The organism is Mesorhizobium sp. WSM3866, from assembly GCF_002294795.1.
Lineage (GTDB): Bacteria > Pseudomonadota > Alphaproteobacteria > Rhizobiales > Rhizobiaceae > Mesorhizobium.
This window is the reverse complement of record NZ_NSGC01000009.1, coordinates 136,240-156,076: the sequence shown is the minus strand read 5'-3', so window position 1 is coordinate 156,076 and position 19,837 is coordinate 136,240. Positions and strand designations below refer to the sequence as shown.

Here is a 19,837-nt window from a genome sequence, read left to right as displayed (position 1 = left end):
CGCACTGTCTTTTTGTTTTGACGCAATTCCAGCGGAAACCGCTTCAACGTTTCTGCAATTGCTGGCCGTGCAGGCCGTCACTTCATGATTTTGACAGCCTCGGCAATCTTGTTCTTGCCGCTCATATCCCAGGAAACGCGAACCTTCTCGCCCGGCTTTATGCCCGGATCCTTGAAGGCCTTGGACAGCGTGAAGGTCGATCCGTTGTCCAGAACAAGGCTCATGGCCGTTCCATCAAAGCTCTTCACTGTTCCCGTGGTGTGCTTTACCGCGGCGAACGCGGCGCCACCGGAGGCGAGAAAGGCGGCGGTTGCCGCCGTCACAATAAGCTTGCGCATAGGATGTTCTCCTGGGATGCGGGCACCATTGGGAAGGCACTCCGCTCGATCAGGGCCGTCCGGACGCGTCGGGTCGCGGCTCGTAGCAGTGACGAGCCGCCGGCGCTTCCCGACCCGGCACGTTAAATAGATCAATTTTTTCAAAAGGATATTAGACGAAAAAGAAATCGCCCCTGCCACATTGCCGGTCAAAATTCGGCGAATGGGACAGCAATGCGGCTGGCCTTCCGCTCACCGGATTTTTACGGCCACTTTACCTCGGGCGGCAGGCTGGAGAGGATCGAGGCGACATTGCCGCCGGTTTTCAGGCCGAAGATGGTGCCGCGATCGTGAAGCAAATTGAATTCGACGTAACGGCCGCGCCGGACGAGCTGTTCCTCGCGGTCGCCGTCGGTCCAGTTCTGGTTGAAATTGCCACGCACCAGATGGGAATAGACGACGAGGAAAGAGCGGCCGACATCCTGGACGAAATTGAAATCGGCGTCCCAGCCGCCCTTGCCCTCATCGGAATGCAGCCAGTCGAAAAAGATGCCGCCGACTCCGCGCGCCTCGTTGCGGTGCGGCAGGAAGAAGTACTCGTCGCACCACGCCTTGAATTTCGGATAGTCGGCCACCCCGGCGTTCTTCTCGCAGGCGAACTGCATGGCGCGGTGGAAGGCGATCGTGTCGGGATCGTCCTGGGTACGGCGGCGGTCGAGCACCGGCGTCAGGTCGGCGCCGCCGCCAAACCAGTGGCGGGTGGTCACGACCATGCGTGTGTTCATATGCACGGCCGGAACGTTGGGGTTCCAGGGGTGCGCGATCAGCGAAACGCCGCTCGCCCAGAAGCGCGGATCCTCGTCGGCGCCCGGGATCTGCTTGCGGAATTCGGGAGAGAATTCGCCGTGGACGGTCGAGGTATGCACGCCGACCTTCTCGAAGACGCGGCCGCGCATCATCGACATGGTGCCGCCGCCACCTTTGCCGTCGTCGCGCTCCCACGGCGTCTGCTCGAAATGCCCGGGCGACCATGCCGATTGCGGTCCAGTGAGTTCTTGCTCGATCTGCTCGAAGGCGGCGCAGATGCGCTCGCGCAGCGCTTCGAACCAGAGGCGGGCCTTCATCTTCTTCTGCTCGATGTCGTCAGGCAGGCCCACCGCAATGTCGGGTCGTTCCAATTCCGTCTCCAGTCCAGGCTGCTTGCCCGACAAATGACTCGTTTTTTCTGCGCGCGATCCCTAATCTCTTAAGGGCAAGGGTCAAGTCCTGTCTGACCAAGGTGCAAGGAGTTTGCTCGTGCGCACCCCGGCAAGACCGCCGCTGGATGGCTTGAGGAAGAGGCTGGAGCGCTCACGGGCCGAGCGCGAAAGAATGCCGCGCGACGGATTCTTGCGCGAGACTTTCGTGCTGCCGCGGCCAGCCGCGCGCCTCAAGGCCAAGGAATGGTTCGAGCGCTTTCCCAAGCAGGCCTATTGGACCGAGATCGAAAGCTGGTTCGAGCGCCCGGGCGACGTCATCGAATTCACCATGCGACGGCTGCCGGCGGCAGATTGAAAAATCCTCAGGGCACCAGTAGCCGTCTCGCTCCAGTTCCCTCTCTGGCCAGTCGGTCCTCCTTGTTCCGAAGCGGGCATTTGTCGATCGACATGCAACCGCAGCCGATGCAGTCGGTCAGTCCGTCGCGCAGCTTCTTCAATTGGGCGATCTTATGATCGAGGCCGTCGCGCCAAGCCGTTGAAAGCAGATTCCAATCCTCGCGCGTCGGGGTGCGGCCCTCGGGCAGGGATTGGAATGCCGCGGCGATTTCGGCGAGCGAGATGCCGACCTCCTGGGCGACGCGGATGATCGCCACCCGTCGCAGCACGTCGCGGCCGTAGCGCCGTTGGTTACCCGCGGTGCGATGGCTGCGGATCAGCCCGCGCGCTTCGTAAAAATGGAGCGCCGAGACCGCGACGCCACTGCGCATCGCCACCTGGCCGACCGTCAATTCCTTCACCGGAGCCATCTCGCACTTTCCGCTTGACCTCAAGTTAGGTTGAGCTTGTAGCGAGGAAAGCCTGACAAGGCAAATTGAGGAGAAGGCGATGTGCGCCTGGGTGAGACTGACGCCGCAAGTGGGAGGCGTTCGCGACGACGAGCAGGGCTTGAGCAGCCTATCCGAGCTGGCGGACCGCTTCGCCCGCGACCATCGCGACGGACAGCGCGACATTGATGCTGCGGGCGCCCGGCCGCATCGGAATGGTCAGTCGCGCATCCGCCGCCTGATGAACCTCTTCCGGCACGCCGGCGGATTCGCGGCCGAACAGAAGGACGTCGCCGGCGGCGAAAGCAAACCGCGTGTAGGCGGTCTCGGCCTTGGTGGTGAGCAGCACAAGGCGGCGCGCGTTCGTTCGGCGCCATTCCTCGAAGGCGTGCCAGTCGGCATGGCGGGCAAGCGCCGCCATTTCGAGATAGTCCATGCCGGCGCGTTTCAGCGCCCGATCGGAGAGCGGGAAACCGGCCGGCTCGATGATGTCGACGCCAAGATCAAGGCAGGCGGCGAAGCGCAGGATCGTCCCGGAATTGCCGGCGATATCCGGTTGGTAGAGCCCGATGCGAAGACGGTCGTTCATTTCCGCATCCTTCTAATAAGTGGCAGAACGGCCACAGGCGGCTCCGGCTTTTGGCGATTTCTAGACTGGCGGGTGGCCATTTTCTGCGAAGTCGAGTATACGCCCATCATCGTCAACCCGAACCGAAGGAGAGGGACCACATGATGACCATGCACTTCCAGCCCTTCTCCGGGCAGCTCCTCTTTGGGGCCCACGTATGCCCAACGGCGGTTTCGGTACGACGATTCTTCTGACACTTTAAGACCTCATCGCACCGATTCCCGCCGAACCCAGTTTTCGGCCTTCGAAGGAATCTTGCGATGTTTCTCAAACTGCCAAAGCGGCGCCGCGCCCCGCCTGAACGTGTCGACACCGACGCTGGCCGTCATGTCGGGACTGACGCTTGCCGTCATGTCCTGACTGCGTCGCGTCCCTCCGACCGAATGCCGGAGGTCGAGCTCGCATCACCCTTTTTAACGCATTTGCACATGGAGGACGGACCGATGTTCGATCCCTTTAAAATACCGGGTTCAAGAAGCTTGCATGAGCGCAAGGTGGCGACCTGGGCGCTGCTGATCGGCGAGACTTACTCGTCGGCGGTGCACGCCGAGACGCGCCGGCGTCCGCATCGCGGCATGCTGCCGGACGTCGACTTCTCGCGCGCGGTGCCCGATCCCGGTCGACCCTCGCTGGTGCGCCGGATCATCCGCATGGTCCGGCCGGGTAAAACCAGGGCTGTCGACAGCTTGTCGTCAGGATCCTCTGGCAAGCCTGTCGGCGAAAAGACCGCGGCACCCTATATTGCGCGAAGCAGGGCCGGCGATACGGACAATTCCGTATCGCCGGCCCGCGGCGCCGTGCGGCCGAACGGCCTTACCAATCAACCCCGCGCCGCGTGAGCGCACAAATCGTCGAGTGCCTCGAATGTTCCGCTGGTTTGAGAAGAGGCTCGATCCGTTTCCCGCCGCGGAGCCGGTCGAGCCGCCGAAGACGCTGGTCGCCTTCTGCGTGCATTACACGCGCGGGGCCTGGCCCTATATCCTCGTCGATGCCGTGCTTGTGGCAGCGATAGCCCTTGCCGAAGCGTGGATGTTCGGTTTCATGGGCCGTATCGTCGACTGGCTGTCGGCGCAGAACCGCGAAACCTTTCTTGAGACGGAGCGCTGGAAACTCGCCGGCATAGCTTTCATCGTGCTGTTCGCGCTGCCCGGCACGGTATGGCTGCATTCGCTGCTCAACCAGCAGACGCTGATGGGCAATTATCCCATGCGCATCCGCTGGCAGGTGCATCGCTACCTGCTCAAGCAGTCGATGGCCTTCTACCAGGACGAGTTTGCCGGCCGTGTCGCCACCAAGCTGATGCAGACCGCTCTTGCCGTGCGCGAATGCGTCATCAAGCTGATCGATGTCCTAAACTATGTCGTCGTCTACTTCCTCAGCATGCTGTTCATCGTCGGCTCGGCAGACTTGCGACTGGCTGTGCCCTTGGGTGTATGGCTGGTCGGCTATATCGGGCTCTTGCGCTTTTTCATCCCGAAGCTCGGCAAGGTCGGCGAGGAGCAGGCCAATGCGCGCTCGACCATGACCGGCCGCGTCGTCGACAGCTACACCAACATCCAGACGGTGAAGCTGTTTTCGCATGCCCGCCGCGAGGCAACTTTCGCCAGGGAGGGCATGGCGAGCTTCCTCGATACGGTCTACCGCTCGATGCGGCTGGTGACGCAGTTATACGGGATGCTCTACATCCTGAATTCGCTGCTTCTGTTTTCCGTGACGGCGATCTCGCTGTGGCTATGGCTGGGCGAGGCGGTGACGATCGGCGCAGTCGCCGTGGTTATCGGCCTGGTGCTCAGGATGTGGGGCATGTCGCAGTGGATCATGTGGGAGATGTCGAGCCTGTTCGAGAATATCGGCACGGTGCAAGACGGCATCCAGTCGATCTCGCTGCCGCGGCTGGTCGAGGACCGCCCGGGCGCCAGCGACATCGCCGTCAGTCAGGGCGAGATCCGTTTCGAGGAGATCCGCTTCCACTACGGCAAGCAGAAGGGCGTCATCGAGAACCTGTCGCTCACTGCGAAACCCGGCGAGAAGGTCGGCATCGTCGGCCGCTCCGGCGCCGGCAAGTCGACGCTGGTCAACCTTTTGCTGCGTTTTTACGACCTGGAAAGCGGCAGGATCCTCATCGATGGCCAGGAGATCGCCGGGGTAACGCAGGATTCGTTGCGCGCGCAGATCGGCATGGTGACGCAGGACACCTCGCTGCTGCATCGGTCGGTGCGGGAGAATATCCTCTACGGGCGCCCTGACGCCACCGACGAGATGCTGATCGAGGCGGCCCGGCGGGCGGAGGCGCTCGATTTCATCGGCGCGCTTTCGGACCATAACGGCCGCAAGGGATTCGATGCACATGTCGGCGACCGCGGCGTCAAATTGTCCGGCGGTCAGCGGCAGCGCATCGCCATTGCCCGCGTCATGCTGAAGGACGCACCGATCCTCATCCTCGACGAGGCGACGTCGGCGCTCGATTCGGAAGCCGAGGCGGCGATCCAGGAGAACCTCTACAAGCTGATGCAAGGCAAGACCGTGATCGCCATCGCGCATCGGCTGTCGACCATCGCTGCGATGGACAGGCTCGTCGTCATGGACAAGGGGCGCATCATCGAGGAAGGCTCGCACGAAGAGCTTGTCACCAAGGGCGGCCTTTATGCCCAGCTCTGGCAGCGCCAGTCGGGTGGGTTCCTCCTCGATGATGCGCCGGCTGAGTCCGATGCCAAAGGGTCTCACTCCGAGATGGCGGCGGAGTAACGCGATCGCGATTGGCATCAAGGTTACGGCAATTGCGGGGAATCGCTCCCGGGCGTAACCACGACCTGTCAGAGGCCCGCCGGCGACCAAATCGGGTGCCGGCGGGGTTCCGGCATCTACGAGAGAAAAATGTTCGACCGCATCTTCACCTGGTTCGAAAGCCATTATTCGCCGGTGGCGCTGGCCGAAGACAGGCAGCCGCCAATGGGACTTTGGCGGTTCTACTGGTATTTCATAAGGCAGTTTCGCGCCGCCTATTGGCTGCGCATGATCATCGTTGCCGTCGCGGCAATAGTGGACGCGATGCTGCCGATTTTCGTCGGCCTGATCGTGGGCCTGCTCTCCAACACCAGGCCGGGCGATTTCTTCGTCGCGCATGGGCCGCTGCTCGTCATCATGGCGATCATCGTGCTGCTGCGTCCGCTGTCCATGGTTATCGACGCGCTCATCCGGAACCACGCCATCGCACCGAACCTCATCGACCTCATCCGCTGGCAAAGCCATTGGCATGTCGTGCGTCAGGACTGGTCATTCTTCCAGAACGACTTCGCCGGCCGCATCGGAACGAAGGTCATGCAAAGCGGCGACTCGGTGGAGATGAGCGTCAATCTCACCGTCGATGCCGTCTGGTACGCGCTGGTCTTCGTCGCGGTCGCCATCGTTGTGCTGGCGCGGCTCGACCCGCTTCTTCTGGCTGTGGTGGCGGCCTGGCTGGTGTTCTATTGCATGATCTTCTGGTTTGCGATGCCGAGGATCACCCAGCGCTCGTCCCAACTGTCGGAGCGGTGGTCGCAGGTGAGCGGCCGCATGGTCGACAGCTACACGAACATCCTGACGCTCAAGACATTCTCGACCGGCGAGCACGAAGACAAATATGTCTCGCAAGCCGTCGTCGAGCACGCCGACACGTTTTATCAGCTGATGCGCGTTTTCACACTGATGTGGTCGGCCCTGTTCGTCCTCAACGCTGCGCTGCTTATCGCCATAAGCTGGCTGGCGCTGGCCGGCTGGAACGCCGGCGCCATGACCACGGCGGCCGTGGCGACGGCGATACCGTTCGCGCTGCAGATCGCCAACATTTCCGGCAGGATTCTCGATGTCGGCGCCAACGTCTTCCGGCAGATCGGCGTCGCCAGCAATTCGATGACGACGATCGCGCGCCCCATCACCATGCAGGACCAGCAGGACGCGCCGGCCCTCGTGGTCAAAGCCGGCGGCATCGAGTTCGAGCAGGTGAACTTCAACTATTGGCGCAAGGACGGCAAAGGCGGCGTCATCGACAATCTGTCGCTGAAGATCGCGCCGGGCGAGCGGGTCGGCCTGATCGGCCGTTCCGGGGCCGGCAAGTCGACACTGGTCAATCTCGTGCTGCGGCTGTTCGACGTGCAGGACGGCAAGGTGCTGATCGACGGACAGGACATCCGCAACGTCTCGCAGGAAAGCGTTCGCGCGGCGATCGGCTTCGTCAATCAGGATACGTCGCTCCTGCATCGATCCGTTCGCGAGAACCTCAAATATGGACGACAGTCCGCCAGCGATGAGGCGATGTTCAGCGCCGCCAAGGCCGCGCAGATCGACGATGTGATCGCGGGGCTGACCGATCCGCATGGGCAAAGCGGCTATGAGGCGCTCGTCGGCGAGCGCGGCGTGAAGCTGTCCGGCGGCCAGCGGCAACGCATCGCCATTGCCCGCGTTATGCTGAAGGACGCGCCGATCCTCATTCTCGACGAAGCTACGTCTGCGCTCGATTCCGAGGTGGAGGCCGCTATCCAGGAGAACCTCTACAAGCTCATGCAGGGCAAGACGGTCATCGCCATCGCCCACCGTCTGTCGACCATCGCGGCAATGGATCGGCTCGTCGTCATGGACAAGGGCCGCATCGTCGAGGACGGCTCGCATGAGGCGTTGATCGCCAAGGGCGGGCTCTATGCCCAGCTCTGGCGGCGCCAGTCGGGCGGCTTCCTGCTCGAGGAAAAGCAGGCGGCCGACGATCTGCCGACGAAAGGTGAAGCCGCGGAATGATGAAGGCCGTCTATCGCTGGTTCGAAAGCTGGGTCTACCCGTTCCGCGAGCCGGCGAATCTTCGTCCGCCTGCCAGCGTCGGCGGCTTCCTCTGGCACTATGTCGGGCAAGCGAAGCTCGCTTTCTTCGCCATGCTGATCATCGGCGGCATCGCGCCGCTGGTCGAGGCCGGGCTGTTCTATTTCGTCGGACGGCTGGTCGATATCCTCGACCAGCTTCCCGGCGAACGCAGCTGGCACGCGCTGTGGGGGGCCGCTGGGCCAGAGCTGCTGTTCATGGGCGCGGTGGTGCTGATCATCCGCACGCTGGTGGTCGGCCTTTCGGCGCTGGTCGACGAGCAGACGATCACGCCGGGCTTCTACAGCCTGGTGCGCTGGCAGGCGCATCGGCATGTCTCGCGCCAGTCCTACGCCTTCTTCCAAAACGACTTCGCCGGGCGTATCGCCACCAAGGTCTGGCAGGCGGGGCAGGCCACGGGCGACCTCATGGAAAGCTTCATCGAGGTCGTCTGGTTCATGATCGTCTACACGGTGACGACGCTGGCGCTGGTCGCCGGCCTCGACCTCAGGCTGGCGGCGCTGGTGGTGATCTGGATCGTCGCCTTCGGCTGGCTGGCCAGGCTCCATTTGCCGGCAATCCGCAAGCATGCCGAGGCGACCGCCGAGGCCGGCTCGATGATCACCGGCCGCTTCGTCGATTCCTATTCCAATGTGCAGACGCTGAAGCTGTTCGCGGCCGACGGCGACGACCGCTACATCCGCAACGGCTTCGACATCTATCTCGATGCGCTGCGGCCCTTCACGCGGCGGCTGACCGGCGTGCGCGTGGCGCTGACGACGCTTTCCGGCATCATGATCACGGCGATCGCCGCCTTTGCAGTCTATCTGTGGGTGGAAGGCTCGATCACCGTCGGCGCCGTCGCCTTCACGCTCTCGCTTGTGCTGAGGCTCAACATGCTGCTGGGACGGCTGATGATGCAGCTCAACAGTATCCTCAGGAATCTCGGCGTGCTGGAGAATTCCAAGGCGCTGATCTCGCAGCCGCTCGGCCTGACCGACGCCCCGGATGCCAAGGAGCTGGTGGTTGCGGGTGGCCGCATCGACCTCAAGAACGTCACCTTCCACTACGGGAAAGGGGCAGGGGTCCTCGAAGGCATCGACCTCGTCGTGCGTCCAGGCGAGAAGGTCGGGCTGGTCGGTCCGTCCGGCGCCGGCAAGACGACGCTGGCCAATCTCATCCTGCGCCTTTACGACCTCGAGGGCGGCAGGATCCTGATCGACGGCCAGGATATCGCCGGCGTGACGCAGAATTCGCTGCGCGCCAATATCGGCGTGGTCAGCCAGGACACGGCGCTGTTCCACCGCTCGCTGCGCGACAACATCAAGCTCGGCATGCCGGACGCTACCGACGCTGAGGTGATCGCCGCGGCGCGCAAAGCCGAGGCGCATGACTTCATCATGGGGCTGCGCGACAATCGCGAGCGCCTTGGCTACGAAGCCTATGTCGGCGAGCGCGGCGTCAAGCTCTCCGGCGGCCAGCGTCAGCGCGTGGCGATCGCCCGCCTCTTCCTCAAGGATGCGCCGATCCTCATCCTTGACGAGGCGACCTCGGCACTCGATTCCGACATCGAGGCGGCGATCCAGGAAAACCTGGCAAGGCTGATGGAGAACAAGACCGTCATCGCCATCGCCCACCGGCTTTCCACCATCGCAGCGCTCGACCGGCTGGTCGTGCTCGACGGCGGCCGCATCGTCGAAGAAGGCACGCATGATGAGCTGGTGGCGCTGGACGGTCTTTATGCGCGGCTCTGGAAACGGCAGTCCGGCGGCTTCCTCTTCAATGAGGAAAGCGCGCTGGAAGAGACGCGCCCGGCGGAGTAGAAACGCAGCCATGTCGATCAGAATGCCCAGCAATTTCGGACGGTCAGGCGCGCAGGAGAGCGCTCTCGATCTGCTCGGCCACGAAATACTCGCCGAGAAGGCCGCCGCCCTCGGCCGCGCCGGCCAGCGCGTCGAAGAGGCCTTGGCGAAGCTGCGCGAAAATGGGGAAGGCGGGGATCGCAACCGGCTGCTGAAAGAAGCGGCAGAAGCCGTCCACGCCTATTTCATCCAGCGCGAACTCTGCGGGCTGCGCAAGCACGACGCCGTGATCCGCGAATACGACATCCCGCGGGCGGTGCTGGTCAGGCTCGGCGCCAGCTAAGCGCTGACTTCCTTCCGAAAGCGCGCGAGGCGCAAGGCGAGCGCTCCGGGATTCTCATCGGCGACGAAGTGCCCGCTATCGGGGATGATGTCGCCCTCGACATTGGAGAGGCCGGCGGCCTTCAAGCCATTGAGGTAATCGCTGATCTCGCCGGTCTCGGCAGCGCCCCTGAGGCAGAGCACCGGCGTATCGATCGGGCTTGCCGGCGGAACGGCATTGGCCTTGGCGTCCTCGGAAAAGGCGCGGTACCAGTCGAAGCCGGCCTTGAGGCTTTCCGGCCGCGAATAGGCCTTGGCGTAGATGTCTCTTGCTTCGGCCGGGATGGCGGATTTCTCCTTCGAAAGGGTGTCGAAGAAGAAGTCGAAATAGGCGCGCTCGTGACCCCCAACCAGCAGTTCCGGGAGAGCAGGAACCGCGTGGAACGCGAAATGCCAGAGGTTTGGATTGCGGATGACCTTGTCCCACGGCGCCACGCCCGGAACGACAACATCCATGATCGCGGCGGCGGAGAGGATTTCCGGATGGTTGCGCAAAAGCGCGAAGACGATCTGGCCGCCGACGTCATGGCCGGCCACTATGACCTGTCGCAGGCCGCAGGCGTCAATCAAGGCCGCTATCACCCTGGCCAGATGGGCTTTCTCACCGGTTTTGCGCGTGCCTTGCGAGCCGCCTATACCCGGCAGGTCCGGCGCGATCACGCGCTGATCGGTGGCCAGCCGACCGATCACGTTCTCGAAGGCATGGGAACTTTGAGGCCAGCCGTGGAGCAGCACGAGGCCGGGCGCATCCCGTGGTCCGGCTTCGCGGATCGCAATGGTCAGTCCTTCAACCTCGATGCTGGAAGTTTCCGCCCGGCCTTCACCTGTCCGATCGCTCCGACCGACAGAACTAGGCGGGAATCGGTCCGCGGACAGGGCCTGTCTCTCGAATAAGCCGCATCACTCCAGCCATTCGGTGATGAAGCTGCCGTTCTCGTGGATGTCGGTGGTCTCGAGCGGACCGGGGCCGAGATTGGTGAATTTGTGCGGCGTGTCGGCCGGCACGATCAGAATTTGGCCTGCGGTGGCCGTTATCTGCCGATCGCCGACCGTGAACAGGCCGGTGCCGGAACGGATGACGAAGATCTCCGCGTAAGGATGCTTATGCAGACGCGGGCCGCCGCCGATCTCGGGTTGATAATTGAAGATCAGGCAGGAGTTGGAGCCAAATGCGCCGCATTGCAGCTCGCCTTGCCAACGGTCGGGCGTGCTCGCCCATTTGTCGCGGTCGATGACATGCGCCATGGCTCGACAATAGACCGGGCCGGCGGTCGCTGTCGAGGCAAGCGGAGTTCCGATTTACCGCTGAAGTTAGCGCTATTTAGCGCTGTTCGGCGGCCCGATCATCAAGCCGTTGCGCGGGCCGCGGCATGTGCCCGCGACAATGTGCCCTTGTGCCTCCACGCGTCTGGACAAAAACGGGCTTCACGCATAAACCGAACCTCCAAATGCCGGAGGAATTCGCTAGCCTGTTCGCCATGCGCTGTCGGGCCGGCGCGATTGAGCGGGGACAAGGCTCGGCCGCCGGCACGGAAAGAGGCGAAAGGATCAGGCACCCGTGAGCGCAACCGACATCCACGATCCCAACCGTCGCGATTTTCTCTACATAGCCACCGGCATGGCCGGCGTGGTCGGCGCTGGGGCCGTCGCCTGGCCGTTCATCGACCAGATGCAGCCGGATGCCTCGACGCTGGCGCTGGCTTCTGTCGAGGTCGATGTCTCCTCGCTGCAGCCCGGCAGCTCGCTGGTCGTCAAGTGGCGCGGCAAGCCGGTCGTGGTGCGCAACCGCACCGACGAGGAAATGAAGGACGGCGCGGCGGTTAGCCTCAACGATCTCAAGGATCCGATCGCCCGCAATGCCAACTTGCCGGCCGATGCGCCGGCGACCGACGCCAACCGCACCACGCCCGGCAAGGAAGCCTGGATGGTCATGGTGCAGGTCTGCACCCATCTCGGCTGCATCCCGCTCGGCCAGGAAGGCGATTTCGGCGGCTGGTTCTGCCCATGCCACGGCTCGGTGTACGATACCGCCGGCCGCATCCGCAAAGGCCCGGCGCCGGAGAACATGGCGATCCCGGTGTTTAAATTCATTTCCGATACCAAGATCCTTATCGGTTGAGGCAGGGGGATATTTCGATGAGCGAGGGACACTCCACCTACACACCGAAGACGGGTCTCGGACGCTGGTTCGACGCCCGTATGCCGCTTCCCCGGCTTGTCTATGACAGCTTCATTGCCTATCCGGTGCCGCGCAACCTCAACTACATGTGGACGTTCGGCGGCATCCTGTCGATCATGCTGGTATCGCAGATCCTCACCGGCATCGTGCTGGCCATGCACTACACGTCCGACACCACACTCGCCTTCGATTCGGTCGAGAAGATCATGCGCGACGTGAATTCGGGATGGCTGTTGCGCTATCTCCATTCCAACGGCGCCTCGTTCTTCTTCGTGGCCGTCTACATCCACATCTTCCGCGGGCTGTTCTACGGCTCCTACAAGGCGCCGCGCGAGCTGCTCTGGATCCTCGGCTGCATCATCTACCTCCTGATGATGGCGACCGGCTTTATGGGCTATGTGCTGCCATGGGGACAAATGAGCTTCTGGGGCGCCACCGTCATCACCGGCTTCTTCAGCGCAATCCCGCTGGTCGGCAACTGGATCCAGGAACTGCTGCTCGGCGGCTTCGCCGTCGACAATCCGACGCTGAACCGCTTCTTCGCCCTGCATTACCTGTTGCCGTTCATGATCGCCGGCGTCGTCGTGCTGCACGTCTGGGCGCTGCATGTCGTCGGCCAGTCGAACCCGACCGGCATCGAGGTCAAGTCGAAGACCGACACCGTCGCCTTCACGCCCTATGCGACCATCAAGGACGCGTTCGGCATGATCGTGTTCCTGTTCTTCTTCGCCTATTTCGTCTTCTACCTGCCGAACTACCTCGGCCATCCGGACAACTACACGGTCGCCAATCCGCTGAAGACCCCGGCCCACATCGTTCCGGAATGGTACTTCCTGCCGTTCTACGCGATCCTGCGCGCCATCACCTTCAACATCGGGCCGATCAACTCCAAGCTCGGCGGCGTGCTGTGCATGTTCGGCGCCATAGCCATGCTGTTCCTGGTGCCGTGGCTCGACACCTCCAAGGTCCGCTCGGCGGTCTACCGGCCCTGGTACAAACTGTTCTTCTGGCTGTTCGTGGCCGACGCCATCCTGCTCGGGTGGCTGGGCTCGCAGCCGGCGGAAGGCTCTTACGTATTCATGGCGCAGATGGCGACGCTGTTCTACTTCGCCTTCTTCCTGGTCGTCATGCCGGTGCTCGGCCTGATCGAGACACCGCGTCGGCTGCCGAACTCGATCACCGAGGCGGTGCTGGAAAAGAAGAACAAGGGAGCCGGCGGGCATCCGGCAGGCGCGGTCAGCGCGCCGGAAACCAAGGGCTGAGAATCTGAGGGGATTTGGCATGAAGAAGATTCTCACCTCGCTGGCGCTGCTTGGCCTGGTGGTCGCGGGCACCGCTGCCATCGCAGCCGAAGAGGAACACAACGCGGCGGCCCCGACGCATTTCCCGATCAACGAACCGAAGGAAATGAGCTGGAGCTTCGCCGGGCCGTTCGGCACCTACGACAAGGCCCAGCTGCAGCGCGGCCTGAAGGTCTACAAGGAAGTCTGCTCGGCCTGCCACTCGATGAACCTGGTGGCGTTCCGCACGCTGGAGGGCCTCGGCTATTCGGAAGCGCAGGTCAAGACGCTTGCCGCTGAGTACACCATCCATGACGGCCCGAACGATGCCGGCGACATGTTCGACCGCCCGGGCAAGCCGTCGGATCACTTCCCGTCGCCGTTCCCGAACGAACAGGCCGCCGCCTCCGCCAATGGCGGCGCCGCTCCGCCCGACATGTCGCTGCTCGCCAAGGCGCGCGGCGTCGAGCGCGGCTTTCCGCGTTTCATCTTCGACATTTTCACCCAGTATGCTCAGGGCGGCCCGGACTACATCCACTCGCTGCTCACCGGCTACGACCAGACGCCGCCGGCCGGCATGGTGATCCCCGAAGGCACGCACTACAATCCATACTTCCTGTCCGGCGTGTCGCTGAAGATGCCGAAGCCGCTTTCGGACGGCCAGGTGACCTATGACGACGGCTCGCCGCAGACGGTCGACCAGTATTCGCGCGACGTGTCGGCGTTCCTGATGTGGGCCGCCGAGCCGCATCTCGAAGAGCGCAAGAAGACCGGCTTCCGCGTGCTGGTGTTCCTGCTGCTGTTCGGCGCGCTGGTCTACCTGACCAAGCGCAAGGTGTGGGCCGAAGTAGCGCACTGAGCCGCGATCGGTCAGACACTTTCGAGGGGCGCCGCAAAGGCGCCCTTTTCATATTTCGGGACCGCTTTGATCCGGCCGTGTCACATGGCTGTCATTGCGCATCGCGATCCTGCGTTGCCCCACCGCCAAGGATCGTGCCCATGAAAAGACTTGCGCCGCTTGCAGCCGTGGTGCTGCTTCTTGTCGCCCCCTCGGCAGTCCGCGCCGAGGACGCCCAGCCCTTCGTCACCAACAAGGACATCGACCTGACGATGATCCTGCCGCCGCCGCCGGCCAATGATTCGGCCGAGACCAAGGCAGAACTCGGCGAGGTGCTGACCCTGCAAGTGACGCGCACGCCCGAAATGGAAAAGCGCGCTATCGCCGATGCCGAAGAGGATGTCTGGCGCTTCGCCGATGTCATGGGACCGAAATTCAGCAAGGAGACGCTGCCGAAGTTCAGCGCCTTCTTCGACCGCGTGGTGGCGACCGAAGGGGCGCGGTCGTCGATCCGGCCAAGGACGGCTGGAAGCGGCCGCGTCCGCATCAGCTCAGTGATCTGGTCAAACCCGCGGTGAAGCTGTCGAATTCCGGTTCCTGGCCGTCGGGCCATGCGACGGTCGGCACCATGATGGGCATCATCCTGTCCGACATGGTGCCGGAGAAGCGGGCCGAGATCATGGCCCGCGCGGCCGAATATGCCCATAACCGCGTGGTCGGCGGCATCCATTATCCGTCGGATGTCGAGATGGGCAAGATTTCCGGCAGCGCGATCGCCGCGGTCCTGCTCAGCCGGCCCGATTTCAAGACCGAGTTCAAGGTGGCGCGATCCGAGCTGCGGTCCGACCTCGGCATGTGAGCCGTCCGTCGCCGACGTTTCTGCAAGGGCGCCAGCGGGCGCCCTTTTCGCTTGCGGCGCCGACACGGGAGCAAGGCAGGCGATGCCGATCCTTTGCCGGATGCGCTTGTCTCCCGGGCTCCATCGCGGTAGCCGTTGTTGGTTGCGTTGCGCCGGGCGCGTCGACGCCGTTGTACCCGACAGCCGGACACGCGGAGCTCGTCTCATGAAACCCTCGCTCGAAGACACGCTGCTTGCGGCCATCCGCACCATTCCGGATTACCCCAAACCCGGCATCCTGTTTCGCGATATCACCACGCTGCTCGGCGACGCTCGCGCCTTTCGCCGGGCAATCGACGAGCTTGTGCATCCTTACGCCGGGCTGAAGATCGACAAGATCGCCGGCATCGAGGCACGCGGCTTCATCCTGGGCGGCGCAGTGGCGCATCAGCTTTCGGCGGGTTTCGTCCCGATCCGCAAGAAGGGCAAGCTGCCTTACGAGACCGTGCGCGTCGCCTACAGCCTCGAATACGGTCTGGACGAGATGGAGATGCACAAGGACGGCGTCTCGCAAGGCGAGAAGGTGATCCTGGTCGACGATCTGATCGCCACCGGCGGCACGGCGGAGGCGGCCGTCAAGCTGCTCAGGCAGATCGGCGCCGACATCGTTGCCGCCTGCTTCGTCATCGACCTGCCGGATCTCGGCGGGCGCCAGAAACTGGAAGCTCTCGGCGTGCCGGTAAGGACGCTGATCGGCTTCGAGGGGCATTGATCAGTGTTGAATGGTGAATAGTGAGTCGTGAATAGGGAATGGTTCACTAGTCACCATTCACTATTCACCATTCGCTACTCCACCTTCACCAGCACCGCGCTGTCGAACTCGATAACCTTATCGCCGCTGGAGTCGAAACCTTCGGAACGCAGCGTGAGCAGGCTCCAGCCGGGGCGGCCGGCAAGGGGTCGATGGGCAAGCGCTTTGCGGGTGAAGGTCACGGTTTCGCCGGCATAGACCGGCTTCAGCCATTTGAGGTTGCGAAACCCGGGCGAGGGGCCGAATTCGGGCTGCGGGCCGGGACCGGTCCAACGCACGCCCTCGGTCTCCATGCGCTTTTCGAGGTTGTATTTCATCCAGGTGGCGGCGGTGTGCCAGCCGGAGGCGCAGAGACCGCCAAGCATGCTCTCCTTCGCCGCCTCCTCGTCGACATGGAAGATTTGCGGATCGTATTTCCTGGCGAACGCCTTGATCTCGTCGGCCTCGAATTTGTGCGCGCCGAGGGTGACGGTTTGGCCGATGAGGAAATACTCGTCCAGGGTCACGCGACGGCCCCGCGGGTCAGAAACATGCCGGTGTTCTCAAGCTCGAAGACGCATTCGCCGCGCTGGTTGAACAGTTCGCTGCGCATGCTGACGAGGCCGATCTGCGGCCGCGACTTGGACTGGCGCTTGGAAAGCACGGTGACCTTGCCGGTGAGACGGTCACCGGCCAGAACCGGCTTCTTCCATTTGACGTGCTCGATGCCGGGTGAGCCTTGCGAGGTCGAATCGAGCAGGAAGGCATCGCACAGCATGCGCATGAACATCGCGCAAGTGTGCCAGCCCGAAGCCGAAAGGCCGCCCAGGATGCTGGCCTTGCCGGCCGCCTCGTCGAGATGCATCGGCTGGGCATCGAATTCGCTGGCAAACTCGATGATCTCGGCGGCGCTCACATTCTTGCTGCCGAGGTCGAGCGAGGCGCCCTCGACGAAATCCTCATAGGCCCAGGTCTTTCCGGTCATGTCGGCAATCCGGTTGACGAACGCGTGATCCCGAAGGTCGGGCATCCCGGATGGAGGCCCGAGCCAATTTGGTCAAGTCCTTTCTGGTGAGCCAGCCAGGCACTCAGGTGTTGAACTTGAACAGCATGATGTCGCCGTCCTGGACGACATACTCCTTGCCTTCGTCGCGCGCCTTGCCGGCTTCCTTGGCCGCCACTTCGCCGCCGAGCGTGACGAAGTCGTTGTAGGAGATCGTCTGGGCGCGGATGAAACCACGTTCGAAGTCGGTGTGAATGACGCCGGCAGCTTGCGGTGCCTTATCGCCCTTGTGGATCGTCCACGCGCGCGTCTCCTTCGGCCCGACGGTGAAATAGGTGATCAGATGCAAGAGTTCGTAGCCGGCGCGGATCACCTTGTTGAGGCCCGGCTCGTCAAGGCCGAGCGAGGCGAGGAACTCCATTTCCTCCTCGTCGGAAAGCTGGGCAACTTCCGCCTCGATCGCCGCCGAGATCACCACCGTGCCGGCGCCCTGCGCGGCGGCCATCTTCTCCACCGCCTTTGTATGCTCGTTTCCCGTGGCAGCGTCCGCCTCAGCGACGTTGCAGACATAGAGCACGGGATGCGATGTGAGCAGGTTCAGGCCCTGCAGGATGCGCAGATCCTCCGCCGCGATGCCATTGAGCAGGACGCGGGTCGGGCGACCTGCCTGCAGCAGTTCGAGCGCCGCCTCCATCATCGGCAGAACGGTCATTGCTTCCTTGTCCTTGCCGGCGGCGCGCTTGCGGACCTGCACGATGCGGCGCTCCAGGCTTTCGAGATCGGCGAGCATCAGCTCGGTCTCGACGGTCTCGGCGTCGGCGACCGGATCGATGCGGCCCTCGACATGGGTGATGTCGTCATCCTCGAAGCAGCGCAGCACATGCACGATGGCGTCGACCTCGCGGATGTTGGCGAGGAACTGGTTGCCCAGACCCTCGCCCTTGGAGGCGCCGCGCACCAGTCCGGCAATGTCGACGAAGGAGATGCGGGTTGGGATGATCTCCTTCGACTTGCCGATCGCGGCGATCTTCTGCAGCCGCGGGTCCGGAACCGCCACCTCGCCGGTGTTCGGCTCGATGGTGCAGAAAGGATAGTTGGCGGCCTGCGCGGCAGCCGTCCTGGTCAACGCGTTGAACAGCGTCGACTTGCCGACGTTGGGCAAGCCAACGATGCCACATTTGAAACCCATGTTCGTCCGGTCCTATCGGGAATTCGAGATTTGGTGAGGGCTATGGGCGAAAGCGCGGACGATCGTCAAGCCCTTGGCATGATCGTTTCGACGCTCAGTCTTTTCCGAACAGCTTCTTCAGCATCGCGGCCATCGGCCCGCTCTCGGGAACCTTCGCCGGCGGCTGCTGCGGGCGGGCCTGGCGGATATGGCTCTGCTGTTTTGGCGCCTTGGGCGGAGGCCGATCGTCATCGCCGGTCGGCACGAGCTTCTCGCGCAGCGCCAGGGTGATGCGGTTCATGAAGGAGTTGTCGTCGCCCTTGGCCAGCAGTGCGGCGTCGTCGGCGATCGCGTCGAGCAACACGTCGAGCCATTCACGGTCGGCCTTGGCGAAATCGCCGAGCACATGGCCGTGCACCATCTCTTTGACGCCGGGATGGCCGACGCCGATGCGCACCCGGCGATAGGCATTGCCGACATGCTGGTCGAGCGATCGGATGCCGTTGTGGCCGCCGGAACCGCCGCCGACCTTGACCCTGAGCTTGCCGGAGGCAAGGTCGATCTCGTCGTAGAAGACGGTGAGGGCGGCGGCATCGAGTTTGTAGAAGCGCAACGCCTCGCCGACCGACTGGCCGGATAAATTCATGAAGGTCTGCGGCTTGATCAAAAGGATCTTCTCGCCGCCCAGGGCGCCCTCGGCGATCAGGCCCTGGAACTTCTTCGACCAGGGCGAAAAGGAATGGCGGCGGGCTATCGCGTCCGCCGCCATGAAGCCGACATTGTGCCGGTTGTTCTGATATTTCGCGCCCGGATTGCCGAGGCCTGCAAAGACAAGCATCGTCGTCTCCTGGCGCCGAGAGAATTACTTCTCTTCGGCCTCAGCGGCCTCAGCTTCCGGCGCCGCCGCTTCGGCAGTCTCCTCCGTCTCCGGCTTCATTGCCGCGGAGCCGGCGATGGTCGCGATGGTGAAGTCGCGATCGGAGATCACCGGCTTGACGCCGGCCGGCAGGGCAACCGCCGAAATGTGAATCGAGTCGCCGATTTCGGTGCCGGCGAGATCGACGGTGATGAATTCCGGGATCGCGTTGGCAGGGCAGTGGAACTCGACTTCGTGACGAACGATGTTGAGCACGCCGCCGCGCTTGATGCCGGGCGACTTGTCCTCATTGATGAAGTGGACGGGCACGTCGACATTGACCTCGGTGTCCTTGCCGATGCGCAGGAAGTCGACATGGACCGGGAAGTCCTTGACCGGATCGAGCTGAAAATCCTTCGGCAGGACCTGGATCTTCTTGCCGTCGACGTCGATCGTAGCGATCGTGGTCAGAAACCCGCCGCCGTGGATCTTGTAGAAGATGTCCTTGTAGTTGAGGGCGATCGCCAGGGGGGGCTGCTTGTCGCCGTAAATAACTGCAGGCACTTTGCCGTTGCGGCGAACTGCACGGGCGGACCCCTTACCGACCTGTTCGCGCGCTTCGGCCTTGAGCTCGTAAGCCTCGTGGCTCATGGCATTTCCTTTCGCGTGTTATGGAGCGTTCGCGGCGGGCAAGCCCATCCGTAAACGTCGAAAGCCGTCGCGGCCTTGCATGGTCGATCCAACGCTTTTGGCTGTCCAAACGCTTCGGGGATCATGCAGGCCTGGCCGGCCTTCCTCCGCGTTGCCTCCAAGGGTGTCTACGCGGGTGGCGGCTCTATAGCGGAAGGCGGGCAGGGGCGCAAGCCGTTGAACGGGAAGGCTCGGCCAGGCTGCGCGATGATATCCAGTC

The 19,837-nt window shown here is 63.2% G+C and carries 21 protein-coding genes and 1 pseudogene; 11 read left to right on the top strand and 11 right to left on the bottom strand.

Going from position 1 to position 19,837, the window contains the following annotated elements; all coding sequences use genetic code 11:
• Positions 1-77: 77 nt before the first annotated feature.
• Together CK222_RS32980 and hemF are read right to left on the bottom strand one after the other, a co-directional pair.
• Positions 78-530: a DUF1344 domain-containing protein gene (locus CK222_RS32980; protein WP_245433115.1), complete on the bottom strand. Its 453-nt coding sequence runs from the start codon at positions 528-530 to the stop codon at positions 78-80.
• 50 nt (positions 531-580) lie between these two features.
• Complete coding sequence (hemF, locus tag CK222_RS21060) at positions 581-1,495, bottom strand: oxygen-dependent coproporphyrinogen oxidase (RefSeq protein ID WP_095801834.1); 915 nt, start codon at positions 1,493-1,495, stop codon at positions 581-583.
• A gap of 118 nt (positions 1,496-1,613) precedes the next feature.
• Here hemF and CK222_RS21055 point away from each other — a divergent pair, with 118 nt between their 5' ends.
• Positions 1,614-1,871, top strand: coding sequence for a hypothetical protein (locus tag CK222_RS21055; RefSeq protein ID WP_095801678.1), 258 nt, complete (start codon positions 1,614-1,616; stop codon positions 1,869-1,871).
• A gap of 7 nt (positions 1,872-1,878) precedes the next feature.
• Here the strand turns inward: CK222_RS21055 and soxR are convergent, their stop codons facing one another.
• Both soxR and CK222_RS21045 read right to left on the bottom strand, forming a co-directional pair.
• Positions 1,879-2,322 carry a redox-sensitive transcriptional activator SoxR gene (gene soxR / locus CK222_RS21050; RefSeq protein ID WP_095801677.1) on the bottom strand — a complete coding sequence of 148 codons (444 nt, stop codon included), beginning with the start codon at positions 2,320-2,322 and terminating at the stop codon, positions 1,879-1,881.
• 148 nt (positions 2,323-2,470) lie between these two features.
• The gene (locus CK222_RS21045) at positions 2,471-2,929 is read right to left on the bottom strand and encodes a tRNA (cytidine(34)-2'-O)-methyltransferase (RefSeq protein ID WP_095801676.1); all 459 of its coding nucleotides are present in this window, start codon (positions 2,927-2,929) and stop codon (positions 2,471-2,473) included.
• A 482-nt stretch (positions 2,930-3,411) separates the two neighbouring features.
• On the opposite strand from CK222_RS21045, the gene CK222_RS21040 reads away from it, so the two are divergent.
• The 5 genes from CK222_RS21040 (at position 3,412) to CK222_RS21020 (ending at position 9,937) form a co-directional block, all read left to right on the top strand.
• A complete protein-coding gene (locus CK222_RS21040; protein WP_095801833.1) occupies positions 3,412-3,807 on the top strand; it encodes a hypothetical protein in 396 nt (131 codons plus the stop codon).
• Positions 3,808-3,832: 25 nt separating this feature from the next.
• On the top strand, positions 3,833-5,713 hold the full coding sequence (locus tag CK222_RS21035; RefSeq protein ID WP_095801675.1) for an ABC transporter ATP-binding protein: 1,881 nt from the start codon (positions 3,833-3,835) through the stop codon (positions 5,711-5,713).
• Positions 5,714-5,842: 129 nt separating this feature from the next.
• Positions 5,843-7,735 carry an ABC transporter ATP-binding protein gene (locus tag CK222_RS21030; protein WP_095801674.1) on the top strand — a complete coding sequence of 631 codons (1,893 nt, stop codon included), beginning with the start codon at positions 5,843-5,845 and terminating at the stop codon, positions 7,733-7,735.
• Positions 7,732-9,615 (top strand): ABC transporter ATP-binding protein, encoded by a 1,884-nt coding sequence (locus CK222_RS21025; RefSeq protein ID WP_095801673.1) that lies wholly within the window; start codon positions 7,732-7,734, stop codon positions 9,613-9,615. The genes CK222_RS21030 and CK222_RS21025 overlap by 4 nt, the downstream gene beginning before the upstream one ends.
• Before the next feature lie 10 nt (positions 9,616-9,625).
• Positions 9,626-9,937, top strand: coding sequence for a DUF6665 family protein (locus CK222_RS21020; protein ID WP_067326547.1), 312 nt, complete (start codon positions 9,626-9,628; stop codon positions 9,935-9,937).
• Here the strand turns inward: CK222_RS21020 and CK222_RS21015 are convergent.
• Positions 9,934-10,665, bottom strand: coding sequence for an alpha/beta hydrolase (locus CK222_RS21015; RefSeq protein ID WP_245433114.1), 732 nt, complete (start codon positions 10,663-10,665; stop codon positions 9,934-9,936). The genes CK222_RS21020 and CK222_RS21015 overlap by 4 nt on opposite strands.
• Before the next feature lie 210 nt (positions 10,666-10,875).
• Entirely contained in the window at positions 10,876-11,220 is a 345-nt protein-coding gene (locus tag CK222_RS21010; protein ID WP_066994340.1) for a cupin domain-containing protein, read from the bottom strand.
• Positions 11,221-11,533: 313 nt separating this feature from the next.
• On the opposite strand from CK222_RS21010, the gene petA reads away from it, so the two are divergent.
• From petA to CK222_RS20985, 5 genes and pseudogenes are all read left to right on the top strand, one after another.
• Positions 11,534-12,094, top strand: coding sequence for a ubiquinol-cytochrome c reductase iron-sulfur subunit (gene petA / locus CK222_RS21005; RefSeq protein ID WP_095801671.1), 561 nt, complete (start codon positions 11,534-11,536; stop codon positions 12,092-12,094).
• Between the two features lie 17 nt (positions 12,095-12,111).
• A complete protein-coding gene (locus CK222_RS21000; protein ID WP_066994345.1) occupies positions 12,112-13,416 on the top strand; it encodes a cytochrome b N-terminal domain-containing protein in 1,305 nt (434 codons plus the stop codon).
• Positions 13,417-13,435: 19 nt separating this feature from the next.
• The gene (locus CK222_RS20995; protein WP_067326549.1) at positions 13,436-14,293 is read left to right on the top strand and encodes a cytochrome c1; all 858 of its coding nucleotides are present in this window, start codon (positions 13,436-13,438) and stop codon (positions 14,291-14,293) included.
• Positions 14,294-14,433: 140 nt separating this feature from the next.
• Positions 14,434-15,131, top strand: a pseudogene (locus CK222_RS33545) (phosphatase PAP2 family protein).
• Between the two features lie 205 nt (positions 15,132-15,336).
• Positions 15,337-15,882 (top strand): adenine phosphoribosyltransferase, encoded by a 546-nt coding sequence (locus tag CK222_RS20985; protein WP_066994354.1) that lies wholly within the window; start codon positions 15,337-15,339, stop codon positions 15,880-15,882.
• 74 nt (positions 15,883-15,956) lie between these two features.
• Here CK222_RS20985 and CK222_RS20980 read toward each other — a convergent pair whose 3' ends face one another.
• From CK222_RS20980 to CK222_RS20960, 5 genes are all read right to left on the bottom strand, one after another.
• Positions 15,957-16,427 (bottom strand): MaoC family dehydratase, encoded by a 471-nt coding sequence (locus tag CK222_RS20980; protein ID WP_095801670.1) that lies wholly within the window; start codon positions 16,425-16,427, stop codon positions 15,957-15,959.
• Complete coding sequence (locus CK222_RS20975) at positions 16,424-16,885, bottom strand: MaoC family dehydratase (protein ID WP_066994904.1); 462 nt, start codon at positions 16,883-16,885, stop codon at positions 16,424-16,426. The genes CK222_RS20980 and CK222_RS20975 overlap by 4 nt, the downstream gene beginning before the upstream one ends.
• A gap of 103 nt (positions 16,886-16,988) precedes the next feature.
• Positions 16,989-18,092 (bottom strand): redox-regulated ATPase YchF, encoded by a 1,104-nt coding sequence (gene ychF / locus CK222_RS20970; protein ID WP_095801669.1) that lies wholly within the window; start codon positions 18,090-18,092, stop codon positions 16,989-16,991.
• A gap of 94 nt (positions 18,093-18,186) precedes the next feature.
• Positions 18,187-18,909: an aminoacyl-tRNA hydrolase gene (gene pth / locus CK222_RS20965; protein ID WP_095801668.1), complete on the bottom strand. Its 723-nt coding sequence runs from the start codon at positions 18,907-18,909 to the stop codon at positions 18,187-18,189.
• 24 nt (positions 18,910-18,933) lie between these two features.
• The gene (locus tag CK222_RS20960; RefSeq protein WP_066994365.1) at positions 18,934-19,578 is read right to left on the bottom strand and encodes a 50S ribosomal protein L25/general stress protein Ctc; all 645 of its coding nucleotides are present in this window, start codon (positions 19,576-19,578) and stop codon (positions 18,934-18,936) included.
• Between the last annotated feature and the right edge of the window lie 259 nt (positions 19,579-19,837).

Excerpts from the sequence above, each read along its gene's own strand:
- CK222_RS21030 (WP_095801674.1), top strand. The coding sequence starts at position 5,843 with ATGTTCGACCGCATCTTCACCTGGTTCGAAAGCCATTATTCGCCGGTG.
- CK222_RS20975 (WP_066994904.1), bottom strand. The coding sequence starts at position 16,885 with ATGACCGGAAAGACCTGGGCCTATGAGGATTTCGTCGAGGGCGCCTCG.
- CK222_RS20995 (WP_067326549.1), top strand. The coding sequence starts at position 13,436 with ATGAAGAAGATTCTCACCTCGCTGGCGCTGCTTGGCCTGGTGGTCGCG.
- CK222_RS21025 (WP_095801673.1), top strand. The coding sequence starts at position 7,732 with ATGATGAAGGCCGTCTATCGCTGGTTCGAAAGCTGGGTCTACCCGTTC.
- CK222_RS21045 (WP_095801676.1), bottom strand. The coding sequence starts at position 2,929 with ATGAACGACCGTCTTCGCATCGGGCTCTACCAACCGGATATCGCCGGC.
- CK222_RS21035 (WP_095801675.1), top strand. The coding sequence starts at position 3,833 with ATGTTCCGCTGGTTTGAGAAGAGGCTCGATCCGTTTCCCGCCGCGGAG.
- pth (WP_095801668.1), bottom strand. The coding sequence starts at position 18,909 with ATGCTTGTCTTTGCAGGCCTCGGCAATCCGGGCGCGAAATATCAGAAC.
- CK222_RS20985 (WP_066994354.1), top strand. The coding sequence starts at position 15,337 with ATGAAACCCTCGCTCGAAGACACGCTGCTTGCGGCCATCCGCACCATT.
- CK222_RS21040 (WP_095801833.1), top strand. The coding sequence starts at position 3,412 with ATGTTCGATCCCTTTAAAATACCGGGTTCAAGAAGCTTGCATGAGCGC.
- CK222_RS20960 (WP_066994365.1), bottom strand. The coding sequence starts at position 19,578 with ATGAGCCACGAGGCTTACGAGCTCAAGGCCGAAGCGCGCGAACAGGTC.
- CK222_RS21010 (WP_066994340.1), bottom strand. The coding sequence starts at position 11,220 with ATGGCGCATGTCATCGACCGCGACAAATGGGCGAGCACGCCCGACCGT.
- ychF (WP_095801669.1), bottom strand. The coding sequence starts at position 18,092 with ATGGGTTTCAAATGTGGCATCGTTGGCTTGCCCAACGTCGGCAAGTCG.
- CK222_RS21020 (WP_067326547.1), top strand. The coding sequence starts at position 9,626 with ATGTCGATCAGAATGCCCAGCAATTTCGGACGGTCAGGCGCGCAGGAG.
- soxR (WP_095801677.1), bottom strand. The coding sequence starts at position 2,322 with ATGGCTCCGGTGAAGGAATTGACGGTCGGCCAGGTGGCGATGCGCAGT.
- CK222_RS21000 (WP_066994345.1), top strand. The coding sequence starts at position 12,112 with ATGAGCGAGGGACACTCCACCTACACACCGAAGACGGGTCTCGGACGC.